Here is a 25,694-nt window from a genome sequence, read left to right as displayed (position 1 = left end):
TTGTCGTGCGTGAAGTACGCCTCGGCATTGCAAGGGCAGACCGTGAGGGTGCGCGCGTGGGTGTCGATCCCCACGGCTCCGGGGTACATCGAGGCGTTCAAGGACATCGTCTTGCTCGACTTGCGGCCGACGGCGACACCGACGGCAACGCGGACGTTCACGCCGACATTGACCCCGACTTTGACTCCGACGCTGACTCCAACTCGGACCTCGACTCCGACGGTCACTCCGACTCCGACCCCGGAGGCACGGTTCATCCAGATCGAGCAGAACATCCTGGGTGTGACCAACAACGGTGATGGCACGTACACCATCGTGATCACGGCGCTGGTCACCGACGCCAGTGGTGTAGCAGCGATGAACGGGATACCGGTGAACTTCTCGCTGGTGACGCCGGTGGCGGGAGTGTCGGTGACGAGTCCGGCACTGATTGGCGATCCACCGAATTGCCGGTTGAGCTTCCAGGTGAACGCGCAACCGGGTGATGCCTTGTCGTGCGTGAAGTACGTGTCGACGATGCAAGGGCAGACGGTGCAGATCCGTGCACGGGTGAGCGCACCAAGCCAGCCCGGAGGCTACATCGAGGATATCCGCACTATCACTTTGCTCGACTTGCGGCCGACGGCCACACCGACGGCGACCCTGACACCCACGGCCACCTTCACTCCGACCCCGACGAGAACCTTCACTTCGACTTCGACTCCGACCTCGACGCCCACTTCTACAGTTGCTGCACCTGTGGTGGTACCTCCCGCTGGCTTTGTCTGGGTGGGAACGAACGGAAGCCCGAGCTGCACTGGGTCGAAGCTTACCTTCACCGTGACTGGCGGCGCCCCGCCGTTCACGATCGCCCCCTCAGGTGGCAACCTCTGTATCAGCCCGAATCCGGTATTCACCTCGGGAGGAACGTTCACCATAACCGGCGGAAATCAAGCCGGAGCGTTCACGCTCAACATTACGGACAACGTGGGACAAAGCGTGACTGCGTTCCTCAACGTCGGTGCTCCGGACGCTCAGCAAATTGCCCTGAGCCTGCCGTTGCCCCTGTTCAATGACAACGGTGATGGCACTCGAACAGTGATCGTAAGCGCTCTGGTGACCGATACGTTCGGGAATCCGGTGCCTGACGGAGTTCCAGTGGAGTTCAGCTTGCCGACGCCGACTCCGGGTGTGTCGATCACGAGTCCGGGATACACCAACGCTGAGGCACCTTGTAACACCGGGAGTTTGACCATCGTCCCGCAGCCGGGTGACGCCCTGACCTGCGTGAAGTACCTGAATGGCCTGGCGAACACCAGCATCCAGGTGCGCGCTCGCGTGAGGAACGCCGCGAACTCACTCGTGACGACCACGCAAACGATCACTCTGCCGTAACCTGGAGCGACCCGCGGCAGCCAGGTTTGGGGGAGGCCCCTTCGGGGGTCTCCCCCGATCTCTCTTTGACCGTACCAGTGAAAGCCAATGACCTCGGTCTTAGTTCGGCCGTAGGCTCAACCGCGAGCGAGCGGCAGAGCGCTCGACCGCAAGCTCTATCAGTCGGTGCACGAGCTCAGGCAGCGGAACGCCGGTCGCTTCCCACAAGCGAGGGTACATGCTGATGCTGGTGAAACCCGGAATGGTGTTCACCTCGTTGACGAAGACCGTGTCTTCGTTCACGAGAAAGAAGTCCACCCGCGCCATGCCCGCGCATTGCAAGAGGCGAAAGACGTCGCAAGCGATTGTGCGGACGCGGGTGGCCACGCCCTCGGGGACCGGCGCGGGGACGATGAGCTCCGCGCCAGCGGGATCTACATACTTGGCTTCGTAAGAGTAGAATTCGTGTCGCGGACGAATCTCTCCGAGCACGGATGCTTCGGGTTCGTCATTGCCTAACACGGCGCACTCGATTTCCCGCACTGGGTAACCCTTTTCCACAATGACCTTACGATCGAACCCGAATGCGTGCTCTACGGCAGCGGTGAGCTGGGCGGCGTCCGCCGCCTTGCTCACACCCACGGACGAGCCGAGATTAGCTGGCTTGGCAAAGACGGGGTATCCAATCGCCTCTGCCCACGCCAAAAGTTCGGCGTGTGTCTGCGCCCAGTTCTTTTGGAGCACGACCGTGTAGGGCACCACAGGTAGGCCGGCAGCATGCAACAACTGCTTTTGGACTTCCTTGTCCATGCCAATCGCCGATCCGAGAACCCCAGAGCCAACGTAGGGAAGACCGAGGATTTCGAGCACTCCTTGAACACAGCCGTCTTCGCCGAAGGGTCCGTGCAACACCGGAAACACGACGTCAATTGCGATGGCCGCATCGCCTGCAGTCGCGTTTGCGGGTCGCAAGCCGGGGATTTCGCCGGGTAAGATCACAACACGCACCCCTTCGCCACTGACTGCCCCTGCCTCGGCAATGCCCCCAAGCATAGCGTCATCCACCAGGAACCACCGCCCGGAGCGATCGATGCCGATGGGTACAGTGTGATAACCAGCATCCCGTAATGCTCGAAGCACGGTCATCCCGGAGCGCACCGAGACCTCATGTTCTGCGGATTTTCCGCCAAAGAGCACAGCGACGTTCTTGAGTTTCTCCTTCACGAGCGACCCCTTCTTGACCCGGCCTGTACCATAGTCTCTTACGTCCCGCAGCCCGTGGCGCAGCCGGCTGTGGGATCTGGGCATTTGTTCTCGTGCCGATACGCTTCCCACAATTGTGGAAACGAAAGCCCTTGCGCGAAGTGCGGAAAGCAATCATAGTAGGGCTTCACAAAAGTAGGGTTGTACAAAACTTCCGAGGCAAAAGCAGAAGGGAAAAGGTCACCATGATTCGGCACGCAGCACAGTTTGGCACGCTCCGCAGTAAAGCTGCCGTAGTCCGTGGGCTGGCCACGACGCGTCGCAACTGCGCCTGTGCGTGTAACGTGCCGCCGTGTTGGGCGATGACGCGCACCGACCAACACGATGCCTCCGGTGGCGACCCTGTGGAGGTTAGGACCTAAGAAGCATCCCGACTTTGCAGAGTGAAAAAGGGCCACCGGAGGCAAACTCCGGTGGCCCTTTTGTTTTGGCCGCGCAGAACAAGGCGAACACGAGTGATCGGAAGAGGAGGACAACAGAAATGACACGGATTGCGGTCGATCGAAAAGTTTTTGCCGCCCGGTTACGCGAGGTGGTTGCCGACGAGCCGAAAGCGTTTGCCTACGACATCGGGGTAAGTCTCTCTGCACTTTATAACTACCTCAACGGGCGTATTCCGAGCACACCGGTGCTGCTGCGCATTGCCCTGTACACGGGCAAGCCCATGGAATGGTTCCTGGGTGCGGATGCGAGCGATCGAACCCTCCTCCCGTCATCGCATGCCGCGCCCGTGCGATCCCTCATTGGGGCACAAGCCGAGGGTTGAGGTTTTGGGTTGGAGGTTCATTGCATCAGAAGAAGAGAAAGGATCGGTGTCACGATGACCACTTATGAATTCACACGGATTCTGCCGCTAGCTTGGGAGTATGACGCGTCGCTCCTCACTGCCGGTATCCTGGTTGCCCTGGCGTTAGCCATCTCACCGTTTGTGGCTTTGTTGCTACGGAGGGCGCTAAGCCTGCTGGCACGGCCTTGCGGGGACCCACCTTCCCTCCCCGCCACACCGGTGAAACCGCGACTTGCCTGAGCGAGTCGCCCTCCCACCCTTGGGGCAGGCTCTCCCTCCCGGCCTGCCCCAAGTCACCGGTAGCCTGCTCGATAGCGAAAAATGCGCCCACGCTGGCTGCTGTTGTAAAGTTCGAGGAAGAGCAAGCCGCGCATCACCATAAAGAAGTAAGCCAACAGCGGTGTTGCGAGGACAGGGAGCCAGCTCAACGCAGGTGGCCAGGGGATATTCCACAACAGTACGAATAAAGCCGCGCCGACAACATTCGCCGGGAGCCATTCGATCCAGTTGTTGCTGATAAAGCGATAACTCTGCGCGAGTAAGTCCAAGAGGTGCGTGCGGCCGAGATAAATGAGCTCAGGAACCGCATTGAAAAACACGAAGAGGGCGATTTGTACGCAGAGAAGGAAGGCTTGTCCTTGGGGCAGTGAGAGAAGGAACGGTGTAGCGAAGGTAAAGAACAGCCAAGCGAGGAAAGAGAGCCCAACAACGTCCCACAAGTACATGCCAAAGCTACGGCGGAAGTCTTCCAAATTCACTCGACCACTTTGGATCATCACTTCGACCAGGTGCAGGAAGGAGCTCACACAGGCTGCAGATACCAACGACACGATTATGCCCCCTAAAATCCCGACCCACATCGCCACCCAAGCAGCCGCCGTACTGAGGCCGCCGTACACAAACGCCGTAAGGAGCACTGGCCAATTTCTTACGGCGAGCACCGCCGCACGCGAAAAGACGCGACGGTACATCACCCAGGTTGCCAGTAGCCAATCCACGCTTCACTCTCCTCGCTTGGGGGGACTGTAGAAAACTTCCGCTTTGGCGTTCAATGCGATTGAGTTACTTCCTGTTTGATTGAGCGTGCAGCGCCTGGAAAAGGCTCGCTCGCTAAAACGATCGCCCCGGAAAACACCAGCAGTCCGGCAACCACGAGAGGGGCGGTCACAGGCTCCTGCAGCAGCAAAGAGGCGAAGATCAGACTGAGGACCGGAATGCCCGCGAGCAGCAGCGAGAGCACACTCACATCGAGTAGCCGCTGGGCTCGTGCGTAAACGATGTAAACCCCTGCAGTACACAGCAGGACGAGCACGCCCAACCACATCCATGCGTGCGCAGGTGCATGCCAGTTGAGCCTGGGCTCCGCCAGAGCAAAGGGCAAGGTGCCCAAGCTGGCCACAAAGAAAATTGCGTGGAGGCGCGAGGCCCAATCGTGATCGACGAGGGTTTTCCGCTGGGCCACCGCGTAAATGCTCCACAGAATTGCGGCCGTGACCACGAGGATGTTGCCTCTCAAAGTTGAGTGGCCCGTAGCATCGGAATCAGCGACGCCGTGAAGGCCCGCAACCACGACACCGCTGAGCGTAAACACCGAGCCGAGAGCGCGATGCACGTTCCAGGGCTCGCGGAGCAGATACACCGCTAATGCAATGGTTGCCACCGGTTCGACGCAAACGAGCACGGCGGCGGCGCTTGCCTTCGTGTGCTCCAGCCCGCGCGAATACAGTAGGAAGTCTGCGGCGAGGGCCATGCCAGCAACCCAAGTCCAACGGTTGGCCAACACAACTCGGAGAGGCAGGGCCCGAAGGGCGCGGAACACCGCTGTGGCGATGGCTAACCGAGCAAAGGCAACGGTGTCCGGATCGGCAGCTTGCAAGCTCATTTTGGTCGCTGCTGGCGTGAGGCCCCAAAGCGCTGTTCCGAGCAAGGCCAGCGCCAACCCTTGCTGCCAAGTTCCGGTGTGGATTTGCCGCGCCATGGGTCCTCCGGAAGCATTGGAAATCCTACGCGTCTAGTTGCGCGCCTGTCGTTCCCTCAGTACGGTGCTCACTCATGAATGCCTTCGTGATTGAGGTCGACGAGCAGTCTTTCGAAAAAGAAGTGATCGAGCGCTCGCGCTCGCTCCCTGTGGTCGTCGATTTTTGGGCCCCATGGTGTGGCCCCTGCCGCACCCTGGGCCCGATGCTCGAACGGCTTGCAGCCGAGTACCGTGGCCAGTTCGTTTTGGCCAAGGTGAACGTGGATTTGAACCCGCTTTTGGCGCAAGCATTTCGCGTACAAAGCATTCCGATGGTCGTCGCAATCCGCGATGGCCAACTGGTGTCGCATTTCGTCGGAGCACTTCCTGAGACGGCGGTGCGCGAGTTTTTAGCCCGATTGTTGCCGAGCGATGCCGATCGGCTAGCAGCGCAAGGTATGGCACGCCTTGCGGCTGGAAAGGTTACCGAGGCGGAACAACTATTCCGGCAGGCGCTGGAGAAGGACGCAACGCATGGGGCAGCGCAAGTGGGTATGGCGCGCATTTACCTCCAGCGCGGCGATAAAGAGAAGGCGCGGGAACTGCTGGAGCGAGTGGAGCCTGGTCCTTACCGCAACGAAGCCGAACGACTCCTCGCAGAGATCCGGTTACAGGAAGGGGTGACGGCGAGCGAGCAAGAGCTGCGCGAGCGGTTGACGCAAAACCCTGGCGATTTGGAAGCGCAGCTCCAGCTGGGTCAGTTGTTGGCTGCACAACGACGGTACGAAGAGGCGCTGGCAATCTTGCTCGAGGTCGTGCGGCGCAACCGGGACTTTCACGACCAAGCGGCGCGCAAGACGATGGTGGATATTTTCAACGTGTTGGGCAGTGGCAACGAACTGGTGGAACACTACCGCTCGGAACTCGCGAAAATTTTGTTTGCTTAGACCACAGCGTTATCACGCAGTGCCGCCATGGTCACGGCGGTGTGGGTTCGGCCCTAGAGGCTGGCCGAAAGCTCTGTGCTCGCTGACGTCGAGCGGAGGTTCATCGTCGTCTGGTAAAGCGCATACAGGGAGCGAACCGAGGGCTCGATCTTACGGCGAGCAATATCGTGCACCGCCGCCACCACCCGTTCGTTGAGTGGTGTCGGTACGCCAACGGCGGCTCCGTGCCGGACCACCTCGCCATTTATGAAATCGACAGCCGGTTCGCGCCCGCGTTCGACGGCAGCCAACATCGATGAACGCAGCCGTCGAAATCGGGCACCGACAGCGAGGAGCAAAGCGTGCTTCGCGAGCAACGAAGCTGAGCCTGGTTGAAATCGCTCTCCAGGAGTGAGCGCCACCCAGTGTAAATCAATCGTGCCGGCCACCTTTTCCAACCGGATCCCTAGCGCCCGGGCGACGGCAACGGCTTCGGTAATTACTTCGAGGCCTAGACGGCGCGCGAAACGGTAACGGAGCAGCACGCCCAGGCGTTCTCCGCCAATGGTTCCGAGCGAGCTGATTGCGCAGTTGATGGCAAGCTTGCTCCAGCGGGCGCCGAGTAGGTTTTGTGTTTGTCTCACTGGTCCGACGCGTTCGAGGTAGCGGCAGAGCTCCGCGAGCAAAGGATGAGGAGTGGCCCCGAGCGTGCCGACTGTAAAGCCGCCAGGCGAGGTGCGCTCGCACACCCCCGGTTCGACCATCGATGCACCCCAAGCCACGATGGCCCCGATAACCCGCTCAGGTCCAACAAGCGCCGCGACACGCTGCTCGCACAGCCCATTTTGGAACACCACGAACGCCCCACGTGGGCTCAGCCGGTGGCGAGCTTGCAGCACGGCGTCCTCGAGTTGTGGCGGCTGCATGGCGAGAAAAATGAAATCGAACTGCCCCTCCAACTCATCGAGAGTGGTGACGGCATGGATTTTTTCCTTGAGTACGGCCCCGCGCTCGCGAAGTTCTAAGCCCTCGGTGCGGACCCGCCGCGTAATGGCGGGATTGTGGGTCACGACGGAAAGCTCCGCTTTCCCTTGGCGCGCAAGGTATGCCGCGAGCGTGCCCCCCACCCCACCACAACCTAGCAATGCAATCCGGTGCTCGCCTGTTCGCATCCTGTCCTCGCCGTGCCCTGCATGATGGCGACGCGCTGGATGGAGGGCAAGGGTGCCAGGGGTGGGGAATCGCTCAGCGCGTGTGGTTGCGGACCACTTGTGGTTGCCAGGGGTCGTAAAGAAAGGGCCAACGGCGAGCAAATGCCATTTGTTGTGCTTGCAAGCGCAGTGCGGGCGTGCTCAGTACAGCCGACGTGGCCTTGGTGCAGCGAGCACGACAACGGGACGAATCGCCTGGTCCTTCTCGCACCTTATCTCGGGGAACGCAGGCCCTGATGCGTGCCACATCGGCGGACTACCTCCAGCTCGTACGCTGGCATCAATGGGTGAAGAACACGGTTGTTTACGCCGCTTTGATTTTCTCGAAGCATTTGTTCGATCCGTGGAGCGTGTTATGGGTGACGCTCGGCTTCATCGCGTTTTGCTTGACTGCCAGTGGGGCCTACGTGATGAACGACATCCGCGACATCGATCGCGATCGCCAACACCCCGAAAAAGCCGCGCGACCGTTGGCTTCAGGGCGAATAGCGTTACGCAACGCTTACGTGCTGGCAGCGGTGTTGATGGGCGGGGGATTGAGTCTCGCTTTCGCACTAGGCTGGAGCTTTGGTGGCTTGCTGCTCGCATACTTGGCGTTGCAGTTCCTGTACACGCTGGTGCTGAAAGAGATGGTCATTTTAGACGTGATGGCCATTGCCACCGGTTTTGCCATTCGTGCTGCGGCAGGCGGGGTGGTCATCCAAGTCGCAGTGTCGCCCTGGCTCATCGTTTGTACCTTCTTGCTGATGCTCTTTCTCGGCTTTTCCAAGCGCCGCCACGAGTTGGTGTTGCTCGAGGGACGTGCTACCGAGCACCGCGCGAGCTTGCGCGAGTACAGCCCGTACTTCCTCGACCAAATGATCAGTGTCGTTACTGCGTCCACGGTGGTGGCGTACGCCATTTACACGGCATCGCCGGAAGTGCGCGAAAAACTCGGCACGGACAAGCTTTACCTCACCATTCCCTTCGTCCTGTTTGGCATCTTTCGTTACTTGTACTTGGTCCACCAGCGTGAGCAAGGAGGGAATCCGACTCAGCTCTTGCTGAGCGATCGGCCCCTGCTCGTGGATATTTTTCTTTGGCTCCTCGTGTGCGTGCTGCTCTTATACTGGGGCTGAAGGACATGGATTCCCCGATCTTCCGTGGCAGGAAAATTCCCAAGCCCTGGGGGTGGGAGTTCGTTTGGGCAGAGTGCGAGCATTATGTGGGCAAGATTCTGCACATCGAGGCCGGTGAGGCACTGAGCTACCAGTTTCATCGCGTTAAGGACGAAACCATTTACCTCCTTACTGGGGTGCTCGATTTGGAGTGGGCGGAGGAGGAAAACGGACCGCGACAGCGCGTGCGTTTGCAGGCGGGGCAAAGTGTGCGGATTCGGCCGGGCATGTGCCACCGCTTGATGGCGGTGGAGACGTGTGAGGTGTTGGAAGCCTCGACGCCGCAACTGGATGATGTTGTCCGGCTGGAGGACCGCTACGGTCGCGAACAGCAATGAGCGAGCGCCGTGCGTTAATTACCGGCATTAGCGGGCAGGACGGCTCGTATCTCGCCGAACTGTTGCTCGAGCAGGGGTACCGAGTCTTTGGCGCTGTGCGGCGCAGCAGCGGCGAGAATTTGCATCGCATCCAACACCTGCTGCATGAGGTCGAGCTCATCCACGCCGATTTGCTGGATCAGCAATCGTTGGTTGCCATGCTCAAACGCGCTCGCCCCCATGAGGTTTACAACCTTGCAGCCCAGTCGTACGTGCCCCTGTCGTGGGAGCAACCCATGCTGACGGCTGAGTTCAACGCCGTCGGGGTGGCTCGTTTGCTCGAGGCGATTCGTTGGGTGGACCCGGGGATCCGGTTTTATCAGGCCTCGTCAAGCGAGATGTTCGGCAAAGTGCGCGAGGTGCCGCAAAACGAAGACACCCCGTTTTACCCCCGCAGCCCCTACGGGGTGGCGAAAACTTACGGCCATTACATCACAGTCAACTATCGCGAGAGCTACGGACTATTCGCTTGCTGTGGAATTCTGTTCAATCACGAGTCGCCGCGACGTGGAAAGGAATTTGTGTCGCGCAAAATCACCGATGCGGTGGCGCGGATCAAGCTTGGCGTGGCTCGAGAATTGCGCCTGGGGAACCTTCGTGCCCGTCGTGATTGGGGTTATGCGAAGGATTATGTGCAAGCCATGTGGTTGATGTTGCAGCAGAAGCAACCGGGGGATTATGTGATCGCCACGGGCGAGGCGCACAGCGTTGAGGACTTTGCCCGGCTGGCCTTTGCCCACGTTGGGTTGGATTGGCGCGAGTTTGTGCGGGTCGATCCGACCTTGTTTCGCCCCGCGGAGGTCGACCAGTTGATTGGCGATGCAAGCAAAGCCAGGCGAAAGCTTGGTTGGCAGCCGACGGTGCGCTTCCCAGAGCTGGTCAAACTGATGGTGGAGGCAGACCTGGACGCCGTTGCTCGCGAGTTGGGCCAGCATCGTGGGTCGATGCGGTGAGTGGCGGGCCTGCGGATCGGCTCCTCATTATCGGCGGTAGCGGATTTATCGGCCGTCACCTAGCACAACTGTGCATTGCGCGGGGAATCGAAACCGTTGCCACGAGTCGGAACTGGGGGGATATCGAATGCGGGCAGCCAAGGGGCGGCCGAGGGGTGATCCGCGTACGGCTCGACATCCGGGACGAAGAAGCTGTTCGCGAAGTGTTGCGGCAATGGCGACCGCGCTTCGTCGTGTTGTTGGCGGCCCAAAGTAGCGTGGCGCAGGCAGAGCGAGAAGCGGACCTTGCCTTCGCAGTGAATCTCGTCGGCGCACTCCACGTGTTTGCCGCCGTGCGTGCAGTGGCATGTGTAGAGAAGGTCGTGTGGACGGGATCCGCTGAGGCTTACGGCGCGAGTGCCGCCGGCGCACCGCTGCTCACAGAGGCGGCCCCGTTACAACCCTTCACCGTTTACGGGGTCAGCAAGGCCGCTGCGGATTGGCTCGCTGCAGCGATGGCCCGCAGCCGCGATGTGCCGATTGTGCGGGCTCGCTTGTTCCCTTGTACCGGACCAGGCCAATCGACCCGTTTCGTGTGTGCCGATTTTGCCCAGCAAATTGCGTTGGCAAAGCATCAAGGTCGGCCCATCGTGATCCGCGCGGGGAACCTGGAAGTCATCCGAGACTTTACCGACGTGCGCGATACAGCCAGGGCACTGCTCGAGCTCGCGTTTCATGGACAGGTGGCAGAAGCGTATAACGTGTGCTCCGCAACCGGCCGTAGCATTCGCGAGGTAGCGGAAACGTTGCTGGAAATCGCCGGGAACACCGGTGCGATCGTATCCGAGTTGAGTCGGTGCCGCCGTGTGGACATCCCCCGTCTGGTGGGCTGCCACGACAAAATTACTGCGGCAACCGGTTGGTTGCCGCAGTATTCGTGGAGGCAAACGCTGGTCGACTTACTCAGCGACTGCTGGCGACGCTTCGGTGTCAGTTCAACTGGTACGTGACTCGTGCCGACACTTGATCGCGATCGCGGAAGAAGCCCACTTGCTGATACTCGCCGCCGATGTGGATGTAATTCAGGTCGAACAGTAACCAGTCGAACATCCGGTAGGTAATCACGGGGTTGACTACGTAGGTCCCACGCACATTGCCGATTAAAGTTATTCCGGGCGTAACGCGGCCGTGTGCATAGTTCGTCTCCAGGTGAGTTTGCACAAACGCTTCCACCGCCTTTTGTTGCACGTAGTCGTCGGGCGACAAGGCCGCGCGACCTGGCTTGCGCTGACCTGCTAGGCGGAAGTCCTTCGCATTCGTTTCGTCGAGGTTCCAGGAACCTACAAATGCTGTGATCCAAGTGAAGCTGTTGCTGGGGTTGAGGAAGCGGGCGAAGAAGAAACGGTCGATCCCAAGTTCCCAACGGATGACGTCCGCAGTGGGGATCGTGCACAGTTGTTTCCGCTCCGCCGCTCGGTAGCACGCCGTGAGCACACTCAAGGGGTTGTTCGGAGTATCCTTGGTGATCCCCAGGTTGATCTCGGGAATGAACCCAGGCTCGTTGTCGAAATAGACGACCTGCATCCGAATGATACTGTCGATCGGCTCGACGAAGAACGTATTAGCGAGACCAAAGGCCATGAAGCGCTCATTGTGAACTGTCTGGGTGATGAACAGCGATGTTCCCTCAGGCGTGCGCCTTAGCCCGCGGCCGAGGGGAACAGGTTGTTGTGGAAACGTGGTGTACACCCAGCCGCTGACTGTGAAGAAGCGGTTAATCACAGTTTGTACGCGAAAGCCGTAACGGCTGTTTTCGAACCGCTTGCGCGGGATGAGGTCTTGCAGCACAAACTGCACGCGAGCGCCTTCATACAGTGGCCCAAGTTGATCGCGCAGGAGTTGCTGTGGGTCCTTTCCACCTGGCGAGTACGGGCTGACGCCAAGAAGCGGCAAAATGCCCGTGTTCACGTCGAGGTCGCCCGGAACCCAGTAGGCTTCCGCAAAGCCGCTGGAGAGTGGCCCGAGGGTTTCGAATAAGCTCAGGCTAGTCCGAATTGTCCACAGGGGAATGCGCGCCTCGTCGATCTCTTGAAAAATTCCCGGTGCTCCAAGGGTGACGTCGAAGGGGTTGTTTTGATCGAGTAGCGCAACCGTGTCCGCCTCGCCCCAGGAAATTGCTTGGCGGCCAATGCGAACAAACAATGGCCCTTTGCTGAAGTTCAGGTACAGCTCGTTAATCCGCCGTCGGGTGGCGTAAATGTCGCGCGGATTTTGGACCTCCACGTGCGGGAAGTAGCTTTCTACCGTGCCGGTGGGTTGGTCGACGAAGTCCGGTCCCTCGAGGTAAAAAGCGCCGAGCCGAAGTGGCCGCGGCCAGCCCGCGTTCACGCGGCGTGCCGCGTCGCGAAATTGCTTTGGGCCGTAGTCATATATCCCATCGTAAAAACCCCAAGCAGCAACTCGGAAACTCAAATCGTCCGGCTTAAATGCGGCGAGCCAGCTCGGCCAGTACGGCGTAAGCTTGCCCTCGAACTCAGGGTTGTAGAAATTGCGGTGCTCCACCATTTGGCCCATTTTCGTTACCGGCACGGTGTCGCCACCGGGCGGCGAGTCGGAATCTTGAACCCTGATGGAGAACCGGCTGTATGCCCGCAGCCGCAACTGAAAGTTTTGCGCTTCGTCGATCGGCATCCCGAAGCACGGCGCCGCCACGACCACGCTAAGAACCCACACCAAACCTCGACCGCACTGTTTTGTCCACCTCATCGCATCCCCCTCAGCGGGTATCTGCTCTCGCCGGGGCCTCCCGATCTCCCCGAACAATTGTTCGTCTTGTACTTCCGTCCCGGCTGTCGAGTCAAGCGGAAACGCATCCTGTGCTGGGCGAGTGAGGACAACGGTCGGCAAGTTGGCTCGCTCTCGGGCGAGGCCGCGCAGGTGAGTCGCCGCGCATAAGGCGCGTTGTGTCCCCCAACACCGTAGGGTAACGTGCGCCCTTGTTCGAAGGAGCGAATGAAGGCGGCAATGTCGGAGCAGGGGTGGCGGCAATGGGGCTTGCGAATATTGGTTGCCCTTCTCCTGGTCGGTGCCTTGGCGGCTGACTCCTCCGTCTGGGCGCAACTGCCGGGCGATGTGAATTGCGATGGCAGCGTCGACCGGCAGGACTTGCTGGCTGCCGCGCAACGGTTGTTTGCTGGTGGGGCCTCCGCTTGCGGCTTTGCTGACCAAAACTTCGACTTAGTCCTATCGGCGGCGGATTTCCCTGCACTCGCTGGGCTGGTGGCAGCGCCGCCCGCGCTCGGACCGGAGGTTACCTACCTTGGCCTGGCTGCAGCCGACGGTTCGCCGCTCAGTCGTACTGCAACCATTGCCGGTGTGCCGGTTTACGCTCGCCCCGCGGGGCAAGGCTTTAAGCTGGTGATCGAGGCGCGCCCGGGTGCCGCCGGTGTTTCTGTAGGGCAGACGATTTTCGCGAGCGACCCGCGGGATCCGACGGTTCGCCCCGATTTGTGGATCCTGGTGAGTCGGCCGCTAGGCGATGGCAGTCCGGCAGTGTGCGATGGAGGAGTCCCGGCCGTTCACCCGCCAGACTTGCGACCCCTCCGGCGCATCACCGATGCGATGAACGACTTATCCTGCAACTTCGCTGTCGCGACGGCTCCGGCATTTGCGTGCACGAGCGATCGCTTTGGCCGCGCTACATTTGTGAACGACGCGACCCAAGTTCAGTTTTGTCTGCAGGTGACGCGACAGTTGATTTTTTCCGACGGCGAAACGCTGGTCACAGTGGCAGTACGCGATCGAGCAGGGAACTTAGGACCGCTAACACAAATCCGCCTGCGGGTCGGGCCCGGTCCGTCCGAGCCAACCCCGACCGCCACACCGAGCCCCTCCGCAACATTGGTGCGGGTGAGCCCCTCCCGCACGCGGACTCCAACCGCAACGTGGCCTCCGTCGCCCACTGCGACTGGCACCCCGCCTGCCACGCCCACGAGAACGCATACATTGCCCCCCTCACCGACGCCTACGCACAGCATCGTGATCCCCACAGCGACGGCCACGCGTACAATGGGCGTCGGGAGTGCCACGGTCACTGCCTCGCCGACCGGCAGCGTGTCCTTGCTCACCGCCACAGCAGCGGCAACGGCGAGTCTCGCCACAACCGTCCCGACCCGCACGCCCACAGCCACGTTGCCGGTAGCAACCACGGCGCGCCCGTTGACACCTACATCGACGCCGAGCCGCACGCGGACTCGCAGTGCAACCCCCGTGGCAACTCCGACGCGCTCGGCGACGGCGACGCCCACGCGCACGGCAACGCACTCGCCAACTGCTCCGCCCGGGCCGGTGATCCGCTATTTCGGGCTTACGCGTTCCGATGATACGCTCCTCGACCCTGTGGGCACGACTCCGCAAGGAGTGCCAATTTTCGTGCGCCCGCAAGGGTTCGGTTTCAACATCGTAGTGGAAGCGGCCCGCGGGCCGAGTGGCAATGAAGTGGGCAGCGACACATTTGTGCCGAGCCTTGTCGCGATGCCTGATTTGCAGATCGTGGCGTCGCGCCCGCTCGGAGATGGCAGCGATGCCGCGTGCGACAATAGCGGGCCATCCGCCGGCGGCGTTCCTGCGCTGGACCCCCCGAGCTACCTGCCTACGGAGACCAACATCCGTATCATGAACGATTTTGGCTGCCGCTTTGTCGATGGCGCGGGGACCCCGCGTGGGCGTGGCAGCCAAGAAGCTTGCACGCGTGTACCTCCAGAGTTGGATTTTCGGTTTGTCGGCGTAGATACGTCTGTCCAATTTTGTGCGCCGGTGACACGCATCTTGGAGTTCCCTCCCGGGGACACGGTGTTGACCGTACGCGTGCTCGATCAAGCAGCCGCCGATGCGCCTCCTGGAAGCGGTGTGCCGGGCCCGACGGCGCAAATTGTCGTGCGCGTGGGCAGCGGTGGCTCACCGACGGCGACTCCCTCTCCAACCGCAACGGCCACGCGATCGCGAACGCCTACGCGAACGGCGACGCTTCCGGCGACGGTTGGCTCTCCTTCACCAACCTCTGGCACCGGTGGCAACAGCCCGAAGCCCACGCGAACAACGGTGCCGGCCTCGCCCACGCGTACGCCCTCGCGCACGCCGAGCTCAACCCCAACGGAGAGTCCCGGGCCGACCGTAACCTTCTTTGGCGTCGCCCGCGCCGATGGATCGTTGCTGCAACCGGACAACGTTAGCGCCGGCGGAGTGCCGATTTACAGCCGCCCGTTGGGTGCAGGATTTCTGCTGGTCGTCGAGGCAAAACCTGGGCCCTCTGGGGCGGCCGTAGGACTCTCGACCTTCCAGGCAGACCTTTCGGGGCTGCCCGATCTGCAGGTGGTGGCCAGCCGTGCACTCGGCAATGGCAGCGAGGACGTGTGCGATTACCGGCCCCCGACAGCCGGCGGAGTTCCGGCAACTGACCCACCGCGCTTCGATGACGTTGCGGCCGTAAATGACTTGTCGTGCCGATTTCGCGACGGTGCCGATGAACCACGAGGCCGAGGCTTGGCAGATGCCTGTGTTCTCTTCGGGACGGGCGCCTTTGGTTTTGTGCGAGCTGAGAGTACGGTTCAGTTCTGTGCCTTCGTCGATCGTGCCTGGGAGTTCCCCCCGGGGGACACGTTGATGAGCGTACGCGTCAGAGACACCAATGGTGCGACGAGTTCCGTTGCCCAACTGATTGTGCGCGTGACCGGGTGACAAAGCGAAGGACGCACCCTGCCCGGGTGCCGAGGGGCCGGGCGGGGGAGTTCCGAGGTCTTGTGGTGGCGCCACGATGGAACGATCAAAGAGCCGCAGCGCGCGCCGACCTCGCTGCCCTCGATCTGGGGATCCAGGCGCTCACCGGCAGGCAGCGAGGGACGTTGGAGGGGCTGCAGCGACGATCCACACTTATGGCCGATGGGCTTCTTGGATCGGGAGTGTCTCGACGTGCCCGGTCATAGGACGGAGAAAGTAGCGCCGTGCGCCCGTCGCGGTGCTGACCGCTGAAGTCCCTCGGCCGGAATCCAGCGGCTTTCAGACCGCGCTGCGAGCGTTGTACTTTTAAGCCATTCGCGGTAGGAAACGACGGCATCGTGAACAAAGGCCGGCGAGACGGGAGGGCGGAGAGATGACGAGGCTTGGGGCGCGGTGGTGGGTTGTCGGGTGGGTGGTTGCTGTTTTGAGCGCTTTGGCGGGCTGCAGCGGTGATGACGATGAACTCGGGAACTTGGTTCCGTCGCCGACTTGGACGGCGCCTGTGCTGACCACGCCGACCCTGTCGCCCAGTCCTACTGCCACCGCCACACCCGCACCAACAATTGGTCCGCGTGTCTCTTATTTCGCCCTGGCACGGGCGGATGGTGTCGTCCTCGAACCGAGCGGTACCAACGAGGAGGGTGTTCCGATTTACGTGCGCCCAGCCGGCGCTGGCTTTTACATTGTCGTGGAAGGCGCTCCTGGGGTGAGTGGCGCGCCGGTAGGTCTGTCCACCTTTCAGGAGGATCTCGCGAGCTTGCCGGACTTGCAAATCGTAGCCTCCCGCGCGCTCGGCGATGGGAGCTTAGCGGTGTGCGATGTGTCGCCACCGGGAGGCGGTGTGCCAGCGGTGGAGCCGGCAGATTTCTCAGCCACCCCGGAGATCACCGCGGCCATTAACGATTTTGCTTGCCGCTTCCGCGATGGCGAAGGAAAGCCCTCGGGCGTCGGCCCGGCAGACGCTTGCACGTTATTTCCCTCGGGCGACTTCGGCTTCGTGAACCCGGCCAGCACTGTGCAGTATTGCGCGCAAGTTTCGCGTCTGATGAGCTTCCCCGTCGGAGATACCGTGCTCAGCGTTCGCCTGCGCGACATTTTGGGGAACGTGGGACCCACTGCGCGGATCGTTGTGCGCGTGCAGCCCCCAGCCACTGCTCCTCCAAGCCCCACGGCCACGCCCACGCTTCCGCCGGTGTCGGCGCAGGGGCCGGTGGTAACCTTCCTGGGAATCACCCGGGCGGACGGTACGCTAGTGGAGCCTACGGACGTGACCGACGACGGCACCCCTGTCTACACTAGGCGGGGTGGCTTCGGTTTTGGCCTGGTGATCGAAGGGAAGCCCGGCACGAGCGGAAAGCCCGTCAGCCCGCGCACGTTCCAACCTGATTTGGTGACCTTTCCCGACTTGCAAATTTGGACCTCGCGCGACTTGGGTAACGGCAGTCCAGAAGTGTGCGATCGTGCCGAGGCGCGCCCCGGGGCCACGCCGGTCGCTGGTGGCGGCGTGCCCGCAACGAATCCGGTGAACTTTGAGCTGAGCGTAGACAACATTGCGCGCGTCAACGACTTTGCGTGCCGCTTCCGCGATGGGCAGGATCAGCCGTTCGGCCGTTACGAAGGCGAGCAGTGCATGCTGCTTGCGAGCGGGGACTACGGCTTTGCGAGCCAGGAGAGCCAAGTGCAATTCTGCGCGATGGTGGACGCTGCCATCGCGTTCCCGACGGGCGAGACGTTGATTACCGTTCGGCTGCGCGATGTGGACGGGAATGTTGGGCCGTCGCGCTCGATGATTGTGCGCGTGCTATAGACGCGGCTCGGTGTCGCATTCGCTGCAATCTCTCCTGAAAGGAACGCCTCACGAGTTATTGCAAGGTCGCTGGGACGTTCAGGTGTCCTCCATCGTTGCCGACTCGCGGGAGGTAGAGCCAGGTAGTCTCTTCGTGTGCCTGACTGGCTACCGCACCGAGGGCGGTGAAACCCGGGCCGATCGCCACGATTTCATCCCCGAGGCGGTTGCGCGGGGAGCCGCGGCGTTGGTGGTGGAGCGGCCCGTGACTGTCTCGGAGGGAGTCACGGTTGTGCGCGTGCCCGACGTGTGGCTGGCGCATGCACAGATCGCGAGCCGGTTCTACCGCCAGCCATCTCGCGACCTCGTGGTCGTCGGCGTCACGGGCACCTCCGGGAAAACCTCGACAGTGTACTTCGTGGATGCGGTGTTGCGTAACGCGGGTTGGCCCACTGCCCGCTTCGGCACTGTGGAGCATCGTATCGGCGGCGAGGTGTATCCAGCACGGCAGACAACGCCGGAAGCTCATGAGCTGCAAGCCTTGCTGCGGCGAGCCGTCGACGCTGGCTGTCGTGCGGTCGTGATGGAGGTGTCCTCACATGCGCTGGAGCTGCGGCGCGTGGCGGAGGTAGCGTTTGACGTTGGGGTGTTTACCAACCTCGGACGCGACCACCTGAACTTTCACCCCGACATGCACCATTACCGCCGCGCCAAGGGACGCTTGTTCGAGGAGCTAGCGAGCGGCGGCAAAGACGGGATCGCGGTGATCAACATCGACGATGCCGCGGCTCCGTACATGATAGAAGTCAACCGCGGCCGGCTGTTGACTTATGGCCAGGGGGACCGCGCGGACGTGCGCGTGGTGGAAACACGCATCTCTCCCACGGACACGTGGTTTTCTGCGATGACGCCACTCGGCCCGTGCGAAGTGCGTTTGCCGGTTCCCGGTGCGTTCCAAGTGGCCAACGCAGTGGCAGCGCTTGCGGTCGGCATCGCGCTTGGGTTGCCACGGGACACTGTGGTTGCGGGACTCGCTGCGGTGCCGCAGGTTCCAGGCCGCTTCGAAGTAGTGAACCCGGGAGGGGAGTTTTTGGTCATCGTCGACTACGCCCACAAGCCCGACGCCTTGGAGCGATTACTGACGGGGGCGCGCAGCCTTGCACGAGGGCGGATCATCACCGTGTTCGGTTGCGGCGGTAACCGCGATCGCGGCAAACGCCCGCTGATGGGCGAGGTAGCCGCGCGGCTGAGCGATGTGGTGGTGGTAACGTCGGACAATCCGCGCGACGAAGATCCCGAAGCAATCATTTCGGAGATCGTTGCGGGGGTGCCGCGAGAGTACGCCAGTAAACTGCGCGTTGACGTTGACCGGCGGCGCGCCATCACAAGCGCGATCAGGGAAGCGAAGCCCGGCGATCTTGTGATGATCGCGGGAAAAGGGCACGAAACCTACCAGATTTTTGGCGGGCAGAAGCTTCCGTTCGACGATTGCGCTGTGGCCCGCGAGGCACTGCGCGCACGGGGCGCCTTGCAAGGGGCTTGGCGGGCGCGCAGTTCTTCTGCACAAGGTGCAAGGGAGGATGAACGATGAACGGCCTGATGATGGACGAACCCCTGCTGCTGACCCATCTGGTGCGCCGTGCTGCCCGGCTGTTTTGGGAGAAGCGAATCTTGTCGCGCACCCAGTACGGGGTTGCCGAGTACACGTACGCGGATCTGTACCGGCGCGCCTGCCAATTAGGGCACGTGCTGAAAACGCTTGGAATCCGGCCCGGTGAACGAGTCGGCACGTTCGCCTGGAACACATTCCGGCACCTGGAGCTGTATTTTGGCGTGCCCGCGAGTGGACGCGTGTTGCATACGCTGAATATTCGCCTGTTCCCGGAGCAAATTGCTTACATCGTCAACCACGCTGAAGATGCCGTGATTTTTGTCGATCGGTCCTTGGTGCCTCAGCTCGAGAAGCTCGCACCGGAGTTGCGTTCGGTGCGAGCCTATGTGGTGATGGACGATGGGCCTCCGCCGCAAACCAGCTTGTCTCCGATTTATGGTTATGAAGACTTGCTCCGGCACGCACCGACGAGCGACCCGTTTCCGCGCTTGGACGAACAAACAGCCGCGGCAATGTGCTACACGTCGGGTACCACCGGTAACCCGAAAGGTGTTCTCTACTCGCACCGTGCCCTTGTGCTCCATACGTTCGGCCAGTGCCTGGCGGATGCCTTCGGTCTTCGCGAGTCGGACGTGGTGATGCCCGTGGTGCCCATGTTCCACGCGAACGCCTGGGGCTTGCCTTATGGGGCCACGATGATCGGAGCGACCCAGGTATATCCTGGTGTGCAACCGACGCCGGAGGACATTTGCCAGCTCATTGAAACGCATCGCGTGACTGTAACTGCCGGGGTGCCGACAGTGTTGCTCGGCATTTTGGCCGCGGTCGAGAAGCACCCGTACGACCTCTCCAGTTTGCGCTGTATCCCTTGCGGAGGTTCCGCAGTGCCAGAGAGCTTGTTGGCGCGCTTCGATGCGTTAGGCATCACCGTGGTGCAAGCATGGGGAATGACGGAAACCTCGCCGTTGGCTTCCGTGTCACACCCGCTGTCGGTCATGTCCGACTGGCCTGCAGAGCGCAAACTCAAAGTGCGGGCCAAGCAAGGGCGCGCGCTGCCGTTTGTGGACATGCGCATCGTTGCCGAAGACGGCAGCGAACAGCCGTGGGACGGAAAAAGTGTGGGTGAGCTGCAGGTACGGGGACCGTGGATCGTCGGATCGTACTACAAGGACGAGCGATCGGCTGCGTCGTTCGACCGCGGCTGGTTCAAAACTGGTGACATCGGTACGATCGACGAGTACGGATACCTGCAAATTACCGACCGCGCCAAGGACGTGATCAAGAGCGGCGGTGAGTGGATTTCGAGCGTCGAACTGGAAAACACCATCATGGCTCATCCGAAAGTCGCCGAGGCCGCCGTGATTGGCTTGCCACACGAGCGCTGGCAGGAGCGACCGCTTGCCTGTGTGGTCGTCAAGCCGGGAGAGACTCTTACGAAGGAAGAACTCCTGGCGTTTTTGGAGCCGCGGGTTGCGAAGTGGTGGCTGCCCGACGACGTCGTGTTTCTGGATGCGTTGCCGAAAACTAGCGTGGGAAAAATTGCCAAGCGCGAATTGCGCGAGCGCTTTCGCGACTATCGCTGGCCGAGCAAGTGAGAAGAAAGGCGGCTACGTGTTCGGCTAGAAACGCGAGAGCGGCCTCGATCGAAATTGTGTCTACTCGCCGTCCGAGGCTGAGGTGGTGTGTTGGCGAAGGTGGCGACTCGCTCTAAGGTTGCCTGAGAGGAACGAGCCATGAACGAAGAACTCGCAGCCCGTGCAGGCAACGATTGGTGGAGCGAGCCCGGGCCGATGGAACGCCTGGGCTGGTTGCCACGCTGGTTTTGCGAGCGGTTTTTGGCCCATATTCGTTTGGACCCGGGAGCGGTGGCACACATCCGCAATCTCAGCCAACAGGGCACGGTGGTGTACGTGATGCGCTACCGCTCGCTGGTCGATTACATGCTGGTTGCGTTCGTGTTGTTGCGCGAGGGCTTACCGTTGCCAGCGTTCGTGTCGGACATTCCGAGTTTGCTCCTCCGTCCGGTGGGCGAAATTTTCCGCACGCTTTGGGAGCGACTCCGCAGTGGGCGCTGGCACACCCGCGGCACGCGCCACTTGGAGGATCTCAGCCGGCTTCAACAAGTGGTGCGCAACCGGCAGCCCGCGCTGATTTTCATGCGCGGCCACGTACGCGGGCTGCCGCTCCGTCAAAGCCGGCGCGCCGCAATTCGTCAGGCGCGCAGCGGCACGGATTATTTGCGGGAGATCGTGCACACCGCGGCAACGCACGGGCAGGAAGTGTTTCTCGTGCCCTTGGCGGTGCTGCGCGGCCGCGGCTTTCGCCGTAAAGAATCCCGCTTGGCGACGCTGGTGTACAGCGTGCAAGAGGCCCCAGGCGAGCTCAAGCGGCTGTTGTCCTTGTGGTGGAACGCCAAGGAAACCAGCATCACTGTGGGCAGGCATGTCTCCGTGCAGGAAATGCTGGCGCAATATCGTGCGGAGGGAGAAGAGCGCGTCGTTCGTCGAGTAGCGCGTGCACTGCAGATTTTCTTGTACCGGGAAGAAAAATTGGTCTGGGGGCCGACGCTGTTGCCGAAGCGAGTCGTACGGCAAATTGTGTTGGGGGAGGACGAGGTTAGGTCGACGGTGCGCGCACTGGCTCAGCAGACCGGCCAGCCAGAATCCAAGTTGTGGCGCACGGCAGAGAAGTACTTCGACGAGATGGCTGCCAACTACCAGGGCGCGTTTTTCGCCATCCTGGAGTTCGCTTTTAACCGCATCTGGCCGCGGATCTTCCAGGGCGTTGATTACCGCGGTCTCGATAAGGTGATCGAGTGCGTCAAACAGCATCCGGTCGTTCTTGTCCCCTGCCACCGTAGCCACTTCGATTACCTGATTCTCTCGTATTTGTTCCACATCAACTACATGAGCCCCCCGCACATTGCTGCTGGAATCAATTTGTCCTTCTGGCCGTTGGGGCCCCTGTTTCGCGGCGCCGGTGCGTACTTCATCCGCCGGAGTTTCGACAATGATCCGCTCTACAAGGCGGTATTTCGCAGTTACCTGAAGTTCCTGATTCGCGAGGGATATACGCAGGAGTTCTTCATCGAGGGCGGGCGCAGCCGGACGGGCAAAATCCTCACGCCGAAGCTCGGCATGCTCTCGGCCATCGTGAATGCCTTTATCTCCGGCGTACGGCGCGATTTGTACCTCGTGCCAGTCTCCATCCAGTATGGCCGCGTGGTGGAAGAGGAATCGTACAAGCGCGAGCTATTCGGCGCCGAGAAGGAAAAGGAATCGTTGTGGGCGCTGATTCGGGCGCGCACGGTGCTGCGGCAGAACCGGGGCACAGTGTACGTCACCTTTGCTGATCCGATTTCCCTGCGCGAGGCCCTCGGCGACCGTTTGGAGCGCTTCCGCGAGCATGCGGGCGACCCGCAAGTAGAAGAAGAGAAGCGCCGCTTCATCCAGAAACTTGGCTTTCGGATTTTGCGCGCAGTGAACGAAGTTGCGGTTGCCGGGGCAACGGCGGTGAGCGCCACGGTGCTCCTCAGCCGCGCCGAAGCTGCCTGGCGGTATCAGGAGTTTCTGCAACGAGCCCAAGCGTTGGTGAAGTTTCTCCGCCATCGCAAGGTCACCCTCACCGCGTCCCTCGAGCGCAATGCCAACGACTTTCTCGAGAACCTGGGGTTCTTGGAAAATGGTGGTTTGATCCGCCGCCTGCGCGGCGACGAAGTGGTCATCCATGTGCCAGCCGACAAACGGATGACCCTCGATTTTTATAAGAACAACATCATTCATTTCTTTCTCATGCCAGCGCTGGTGTCGCGCGCCTTGTTGCAAGGCTTCCGCGGCGCAGAACTCGAGCAGCAGGTGTCGTGGTGGCTGGATTTTTATCGCTGGGAGTTCCCTCTGCCGGAAAAACAAACCGTGCCGACGGAAGTGGCAGAAGTGTTGGCGTACTACCGCGAAGAGGGCGCGTGGGATCCGGAGGGGCAGGGACGCATGGACCCGAGCCACCCGTTTGTCGACACCACGCAAGGGTTACTGGACAACTTTTGCGAAGCGTATTGGGTGATGGCCCGCACCCTGGCATTGCTGCCGCCGACAGGGCAACCCTTGAAGACCGTGCTCGCGCAAGCACGCAAGCGCTACGACACCGCGTTGTTGCTCGGGGAAGTGCGACGCCCTGAAGGCAATTCTTCCGTCACTTTCGAGAACGCTGTGCAACGTTACGCCGAACTGGGGTACGTGACGTTGGTGGGCGACCGAAAGGAGCGGGTGGTGGAACGCGGCGCGCGCTTTGCGGAACTCGAGGCGCTGCAAGAGCGCCTTGCCCGACATTTGCGCTTTGCCGTGGTGGAATCTGTGGGAGCGCCGGTGCGGGCTGCGGCTGGCTCTTAAAATGCGTTGCCTTCGCACGCTTGCGGCGAGTAAGATGAATGCGCTTGTGACGCTATGAATCGGCGTTGGTCGTTACTGACACCGTGGGTTTGCGCCCTCCTCCTCGTGGCGGGGTGTAAGGAGAAGCAACCGGCAGAAGTGCTCGTGCAAGTGAAAGGTGTGGCGTTCGATGTTTCCAGCCAGTCGCCCGTTGTCGTGCTGGTGGAAAAGGGGGGCACGCGTCAACTCCCGATTTGGATCGGCCCGAGCGAGGCGCAGGCGATTGCGATGAAGCTCGAGGGTATGACGCCGCCTCGCCCGCTTACGCACGATTTGTTGCAACGGCTGCTACAGGAATCGGGCGCGGAAGTGGAAAAAGTGGTCGTGACTTCGCTCAAAGAGGGGGTGTATTTCGCGGAAATCCACATGACTGGAAAGCGGGGCGCGGTGAAGGTGGACAGCCGGCCGAGTGATGCCATCGCTCTCGCCATCCGCTGTGAGAAACCGATCTACGTTGCCCGTTCGCTCATGGAAGAACAAGGCAAAGCCGGGGTCCCAGAACGCGGAGAGCCGCAGCTGCGCATCCGCGCCGGGATCACGGTCCAAAACCTCGACGCTGAACTGGCCCAGTTTTTTGGCTTGGAGAGTGGCGTTGGGGTCATTGTCACCGCCGCGGAAAGAGAAACAGGGTTGAAAAGTGGAGACCAGATTGTGGCCATCGATGGCGCCGCGATCCGCAACGTGGATGAATTTTCTGCCGCCATGGATCGCGCCAAGGGCCGCGCGCAGGTGCGGTTGGTGGTGCGCCGCGGAGGGGAAAAACTCGAATTATCCCTGCCGATTCACGGATCCTAATGCTCGTCCGACACTCTCGTGCGGCATGATGTGAAGGCGGACCGACTTGTTCCGCACCCGTTAGCTTCCTGTTGCACAATTGCTGCCTTGGTGGGCGGATAGGGCGGGCACTGAACCCGCGGCGGTTGCAGCTTTGATATTGGGCGGCGCTGCAGATGGTGGTGGACTGATGCCGTTCCGCCTCGGTGTGTCGTGGCCGACCGGCTTTCACCCTCGAGGTGACTCCGTATCGGTGCCGAAAGTGTTGCCTGAGCGCGGCGGAGGTTGCAGGCCGTTGTCGAGGAAGTCGATGACGGCAGCGGAAAACACGTCGTTGCGGTCGCCAGCGATCATATGGCCAGCCTGCTCGACGTCCACATACCGCGCGTGAGGCACAGCCTCCAAGAATTCCCGTACGCTGTCGTAACTGATGACATCGCTCATGCGCCCGCGCACAAGTAACGTAGGAATGGTTAGGCGCCGAGCAGCAGCGAGCAGTCGCTTTGGTTGCCGCGAGGCATCCGGCCGTTTTGGTCCGAGGACGAACTCGGGATCCCAATGCCAGCGGTAGCGCCCTGAGGGGTCGCGGCGGAGATTCTTCTCCAGACCCGAGAGGTCTTTCGGCCGTGGGCGGTGCGGCAGGTAAGAGGCGACGGCATCCGCAGCCTCTTCGAGCGAGGCAAATCCATCCAGATGGCGGCGCATGAAATCGACAATGCGCTGCACGCCATCTGGCTCCATGCGCGGGGCGATGTCCACCAACACGAGCCCGGAGAACGCTTGCGGATTGCGCTCACCAGCTAACAGCAAGCCGGTGATGCCACCCAGCGACGCGCCAACGAGCACTGGCGACTGACCCAACGACTGCACGACTGCATGCAAATCCTGCACGAAGCTTTCTATGCTGTAATCCGCGTCCTCCGCCCAGTCGCTCTCCCCGTGGCCGCGGAGATCGAGCGTAATCGCGCGCCAGCCACGTGCAGCCACCTGCGCGGCTGTGTCGCCCCAGGCGTGCCGGGTTTGCCCGCCTCCGGCAAGAAACAACACCGGCGCTGCCGACGGCGAACCCCAGGATTCGCCGCGCAAGCGTACGCCACGGAACCCGACGAACTCCACCCGTTGAACGCTGATGCGCGACATCGCTCGACCGAATCGAGCTGTTTGTGAACTGAGCGCAGCGCTACGTCAATGGCCTTGTTGGGCCACAGAGCGGTGCAACCAGAGCGGCTGCACACAAAGTGCCGACTGCCCGGCGCTCGTAGTTTGCCGTCACAGCAGCCCGGGCAGCAAGTCCGTACATTCCCGATTGTTACGCTGGCGGGTATGTGTTCGTTCCTGCATGTGCGCGTCCTCGGGGACC

At 61.4% G+C, this 25,694-nt stretch carries 20 protein-coding genes; 14 read left to right on the top strand and 6 right to left on the bottom strand.

Annotated elements, in window-relative coordinates; translation table 11 throughout:
- Positions 1-1,374 (top strand): Ig-like domain-containing protein (locus N3C12_00565; protein ID MCX8070930.1); only part of this gene is annotated, 1,374 nt, incomplete at its 5' end.
- 99 nt (positions 1,375-1,473) lie between these two features.
- On the opposite strand, the gene N3C12_00560 is transcribed toward N3C12_00565, so the two are convergent.
- Positions 1,474-2,661, bottom strand: coding sequence for a D-alanine--D-alanine ligase (locus tag N3C12_00560; protein ID MCX8070929.1), 1,188 nt, complete (start codon positions 2,659-2,661; stop codon positions 1,474-1,476).
- 436 nt (positions 2,662-3,097) lie between these two features.
- On the opposite strand from N3C12_00560, the gene N3C12_00555 reads away from it, so the two are divergent.
- Entirely contained in the window at positions 3,098-3,382 is a 285-nt protein-coding gene (locus N3C12_00555) for a helix-turn-helix transcriptional regulator (protein MCX8070928.1), read from the top strand.
- Positions 3,383-3,436: 54 nt separating this feature from the next.
- Positions 3,437-3,643 carry a hypothetical protein gene (locus N3C12_00550; protein MCX8070927.1) on the top strand — a complete coding sequence of 69 codons (207 nt, stop codon included), beginning with the start codon at positions 3,437-3,439 and terminating at the stop codon, positions 3,641-3,643.
- A 53-nt stretch (positions 3,644-3,696) separates the two neighbouring features.
- Here the strand turns inward: N3C12_00550 and N3C12_00545 are convergent, their stop codons facing one another.
- Together N3C12_00545 and N3C12_00540 are read right to left on the bottom strand one after the other, a co-directional pair.
- On the bottom strand, positions 3,697-4,401 hold the full coding sequence (locus N3C12_00545) for a hypothetical protein (GenBank protein MCX8070926.1): 705 nt from the start codon (positions 4,399-4,401) through the stop codon (positions 3,697-3,699).
- A 50-nt stretch (positions 4,402-4,451) separates the two neighbouring features.
- The gene (locus N3C12_00540) at positions 4,452-5,381 is read right to left on the bottom strand and encodes a DMT family transporter (GenBank protein MCX8070925.1); all 930 of its coding nucleotides are present in this window, start codon (positions 5,379-5,381) and stop codon (positions 4,452-4,454) included.
- 74 nt (positions 5,382-5,455) lie between these two features.
- Here N3C12_00540 and trxA point away from each other — a divergent pair, with 74 nt between their 5' ends.
- Positions 5,456-6,307, top strand: coding sequence for a thioredoxin (trxA, locus tag N3C12_00535; protein ID MCX8070924.1), 852 nt, complete (start codon positions 5,456-5,458; stop codon positions 6,305-6,307).
- Positions 6,308-6,360: 53 nt separating this feature from the next.
- Here the strand turns inward: trxA and N3C12_00530 are convergent, their stop codons facing one another.
- Positions 6,361-7,458 carry a 2-dehydropantoate 2-reductase gene (locus N3C12_00530; GenBank protein ID MCX8070923.1) on the bottom strand — a complete coding sequence of 366 codons (1,098 nt, stop codon included), beginning with the start codon at positions 7,456-7,458 and terminating at the stop codon, positions 6,361-6,363.
- Between the two features lie 275 nt (positions 7,459-7,733).
- Here N3C12_00530 and N3C12_00525 point away from each other — a divergent pair, with 275 nt between their 5' ends.
- Genes N3C12_00525 through N3C12_00510 form a run of 4 tightly spaced genes read left to right on the top strand, consistent with a single transcriptional unit; the run spans position 7,734 to position 10,973 of the window.
- A complete protein-coding gene (locus N3C12_00525; protein MCX8070922.1) occupies positions 7,734-8,615 on the top strand; it encodes a decaprenyl-phosphate phosphoribosyltransferase in 882 nt (293 codons plus the stop codon).
- A 5-nt stretch (positions 8,616-8,620) separates the two neighbouring features.
- On the top strand, positions 8,621-8,992 hold the full coding sequence (locus N3C12_00520) for a cupin domain-containing protein (protein ID MCX8070921.1): 372 nt from the start codon (positions 8,621-8,623) through the stop codon (positions 8,990-8,992).
- Positions 8,989-9,984, top strand: coding sequence for a GDP-mannose 4,6-dehydratase (gene gmd, locus N3C12_00515; protein MCX8070920.1), 996 nt, complete (start codon positions 8,989-8,991; stop codon positions 9,982-9,984). The genes N3C12_00520 and gmd overlap by 4 nt, the downstream gene beginning before the upstream one ends.
- A complete protein-coding gene (locus N3C12_00510; GenBank protein MCX8070919.1) occupies positions 9,981-10,973 on the top strand; it encodes a GDP-mannose 4,6-dehydratase in 993 nt (330 codons plus the stop codon). The genes gmd and N3C12_00510 overlap by 4 nt, the downstream gene beginning before the upstream one ends.
- On the opposite strand, the gene N3C12_00505 is transcribed toward N3C12_00510, so the two are convergent.
- Positions 10,954-12,729 carry a DUF1302 domain-containing protein gene (locus tag N3C12_00505; GenBank protein MCX8070918.1) on the bottom strand — a complete coding sequence of 592 codons (1,776 nt, stop codon included), beginning with the start codon at positions 12,727-12,729 and terminating at the stop codon, positions 10,954-10,956. The two genes, N3C12_00510 and N3C12_00505, sit on opposite strands and share 20 nt — an antisense overlap.
- A 258-nt stretch (positions 12,730-12,987) precedes the next feature.
- Between N3C12_00505 and N3C12_00500 the strand changes: the two genes are divergently transcribed.
- The 6 genes from N3C12_00500 (at position 12,988) to N3C12_00475 (ending at position 24,355) form a co-directional block, all read left to right on the top strand.
- Positions 12,988-15,699: a hypothetical protein gene (locus N3C12_00500; GenBank protein MCX8070917.1), complete on the top strand. Its 2,712-nt coding sequence runs from the start codon at positions 12,988-12,990 to the stop codon at positions 15,697-15,699.
- Between the two features lie 412 nt (positions 15,700-16,111).
- Positions 16,112-17,545, top strand: a complete 1,434-nt coding sequence (locus N3C12_00495; protein ID MCX8070916.1) for a hypothetical protein — start codon at positions 16,112-16,114, stop codon at positions 17,543-17,545.
- A 10-nt stretch (positions 17,546-17,555) separates the two neighbouring features.
- Positions 17,556-19,115 carry a UDP-N-acetylmuramoyl-L-alanyl-D-glutamate--2,6-diaminopimelate ligase gene (locus tag N3C12_00490; protein ID MCX8070915.1) on the top strand — a complete coding sequence of 520 codons (1,560 nt, stop codon included), beginning with the start codon at positions 17,556-17,558 and terminating at the stop codon, positions 19,113-19,115.
- Complete coding sequence (locus N3C12_00485; protein ID MCX8070914.1) at positions 19,112-20,731, top strand: long-chain fatty acid--CoA ligase; 1,620 nt, start codon at positions 19,112-19,114, stop codon at positions 20,729-20,731. Before N3C12_00490 ends, N3C12_00485 begins: the two co-directional genes overlap by 4 nt.
- A gap of 138 nt (positions 20,732-20,869) precedes the next feature.
- Positions 20,870-23,521 (top strand): 1-acyl-sn-glycerol-3-phosphate acyltransferase, encoded by a 2,652-nt coding sequence (locus tag N3C12_00480; GenBank protein ID MCX8070913.1) that lies wholly within the window; start codon positions 20,870-20,872, stop codon positions 23,519-23,521.
- Between the two features lie 54 nt (positions 23,522-23,575).
- The gene (locus N3C12_00475; protein MCX8070912.1) at positions 23,576-24,355 is read left to right on the top strand and encodes a DUF151 domain-containing protein; all 780 of its coding nucleotides are present in this window, start codon (positions 23,576-23,578) and stop codon (positions 24,353-24,355) included.
- 207 nt (positions 24,356-24,562) lie between these two features.
- On the opposite strand, the gene N3C12_00470 is transcribed toward N3C12_00475, so the two are convergent.
- Positions 24,563-25,474, bottom strand: a complete 912-nt coding sequence (locus tag N3C12_00470) for an alpha/beta hydrolase (protein MCX8070911.1) — start codon at positions 25,472-25,474, stop codon at positions 24,563-24,565.
- Between the last annotated feature and the right edge of the window lie 220 nt (positions 25,475-25,694).

The sequence above is a fragment of the Candidatus Binatia bacterium genome, assembly GCA_026415395.1.
In the GTDB taxonomy this organism is placed as follows: domain Bacteria; phylum Desulfobacterota; class Binatia; order HRBIN30; family HRBIN30; genus HRBIN30.
The sequence above is the reverse complement of the archived record's forward strand: the minus strand, read 5'-3'. Positions and strand labels throughout refer to the sequence as shown.

Coding starts and splice junctions, on each gene's coding strand:
- N3C12_00520 (MCX8070921.1), top strand. CDS start 8,621: ATGGATTCCCCGATCTTCCGTGGCAGGAAAATTCCCAAGCCCTGGGGG.
- N3C12_00485 (MCX8070914.1), top strand. CDS start 19,112: ATGAACGGCCTGATGATGGACGAACCCCTGCTGCTGACCCATCTGGTG.
- N3C12_00555 (MCX8070928.1), top strand. CDS start 3,098: ATGACACGGATTGCGGTCGATCGAAAAGTTTTTGCCGCCCGGTTACGC.
- N3C12_00540 (MCX8070925.1), bottom strand. CDS start 5,381: ATGGCGCGGCAAATCCACACCGGAACTTGGCAGCAAGGGTTGGCGCTG.
- N3C12_00470 (MCX8070911.1), bottom strand. CDS start 25,474: ATGTCGCGCATCAGCGTTCAACGGGTGGAGTTCGTCGGGTTCCGTGGC.
- N3C12_00505 (MCX8070918.1), bottom strand. CDS start 12,729: ATGAGGTGGACAAAACAGTGCGGTCGAGGTTTGGTGTGGGTTCTTAGC.
- trxA (MCX8070924.1), top strand. CDS start 5,456: ATGAATGCCTTCGTGATTGAGGTCGACGAGCAGTCTTTCGAAAAAGAA.
- N3C12_00550 (MCX8070927.1), top strand. CDS start 3,437: ATGACCACTTATGAATTCACACGGATTCTGCCGCTAGCTTGGGAGTAT.
- N3C12_00525 (MCX8070922.1), top strand. CDS start 7,734: ATGCGTGCCACATCGGCGGACTACCTCCAGCTCGTACGCTGGCATCAA.
- gmd (MCX8070920.1), top strand. CDS start 8,989: ATGAGCGAGCGCCGTGCGTTAATTACCGGCATTAGCGGGCAGGACGGC.
- N3C12_00560 (MCX8070929.1), bottom strand. CDS start 2,661: ATGCCCAGATCCCACAGCCGGCTGCGCCACGGGCTGCGGGACGTAAGA.
- N3C12_00475 (MCX8070912.1), top strand. CDS start 23,576: ATGAATCGGCGTTGGTCGTTACTGACACCGTGGGTTTGCGCCCTCCTC.
- N3C12_00530 (MCX8070923.1), bottom strand. CDS start 7,458: ATGCGAACAGGCGAGCACCGGATTGCATTGCTAGGTTGTGGTGGGGTG.
- N3C12_00495 (MCX8070916.1), top strand. CDS start 16,112: ATGACGAGGCTTGGGGCGCGGTGGTGGGTTGTCGGGTGGGTGGTTGCT.
- N3C12_00480 (MCX8070913.1), top strand. CDS start 20,870: ATGAACGAAGAACTCGCAGCCCGTGCAGGCAACGATTGGTGGAGCGAG.
- N3C12_00500 (MCX8070917.1), top strand. CDS start 12,988: ATGTCGGAGCAGGGGTGGCGGCAATGGGGCTTGCGAATATTGGTTGCC.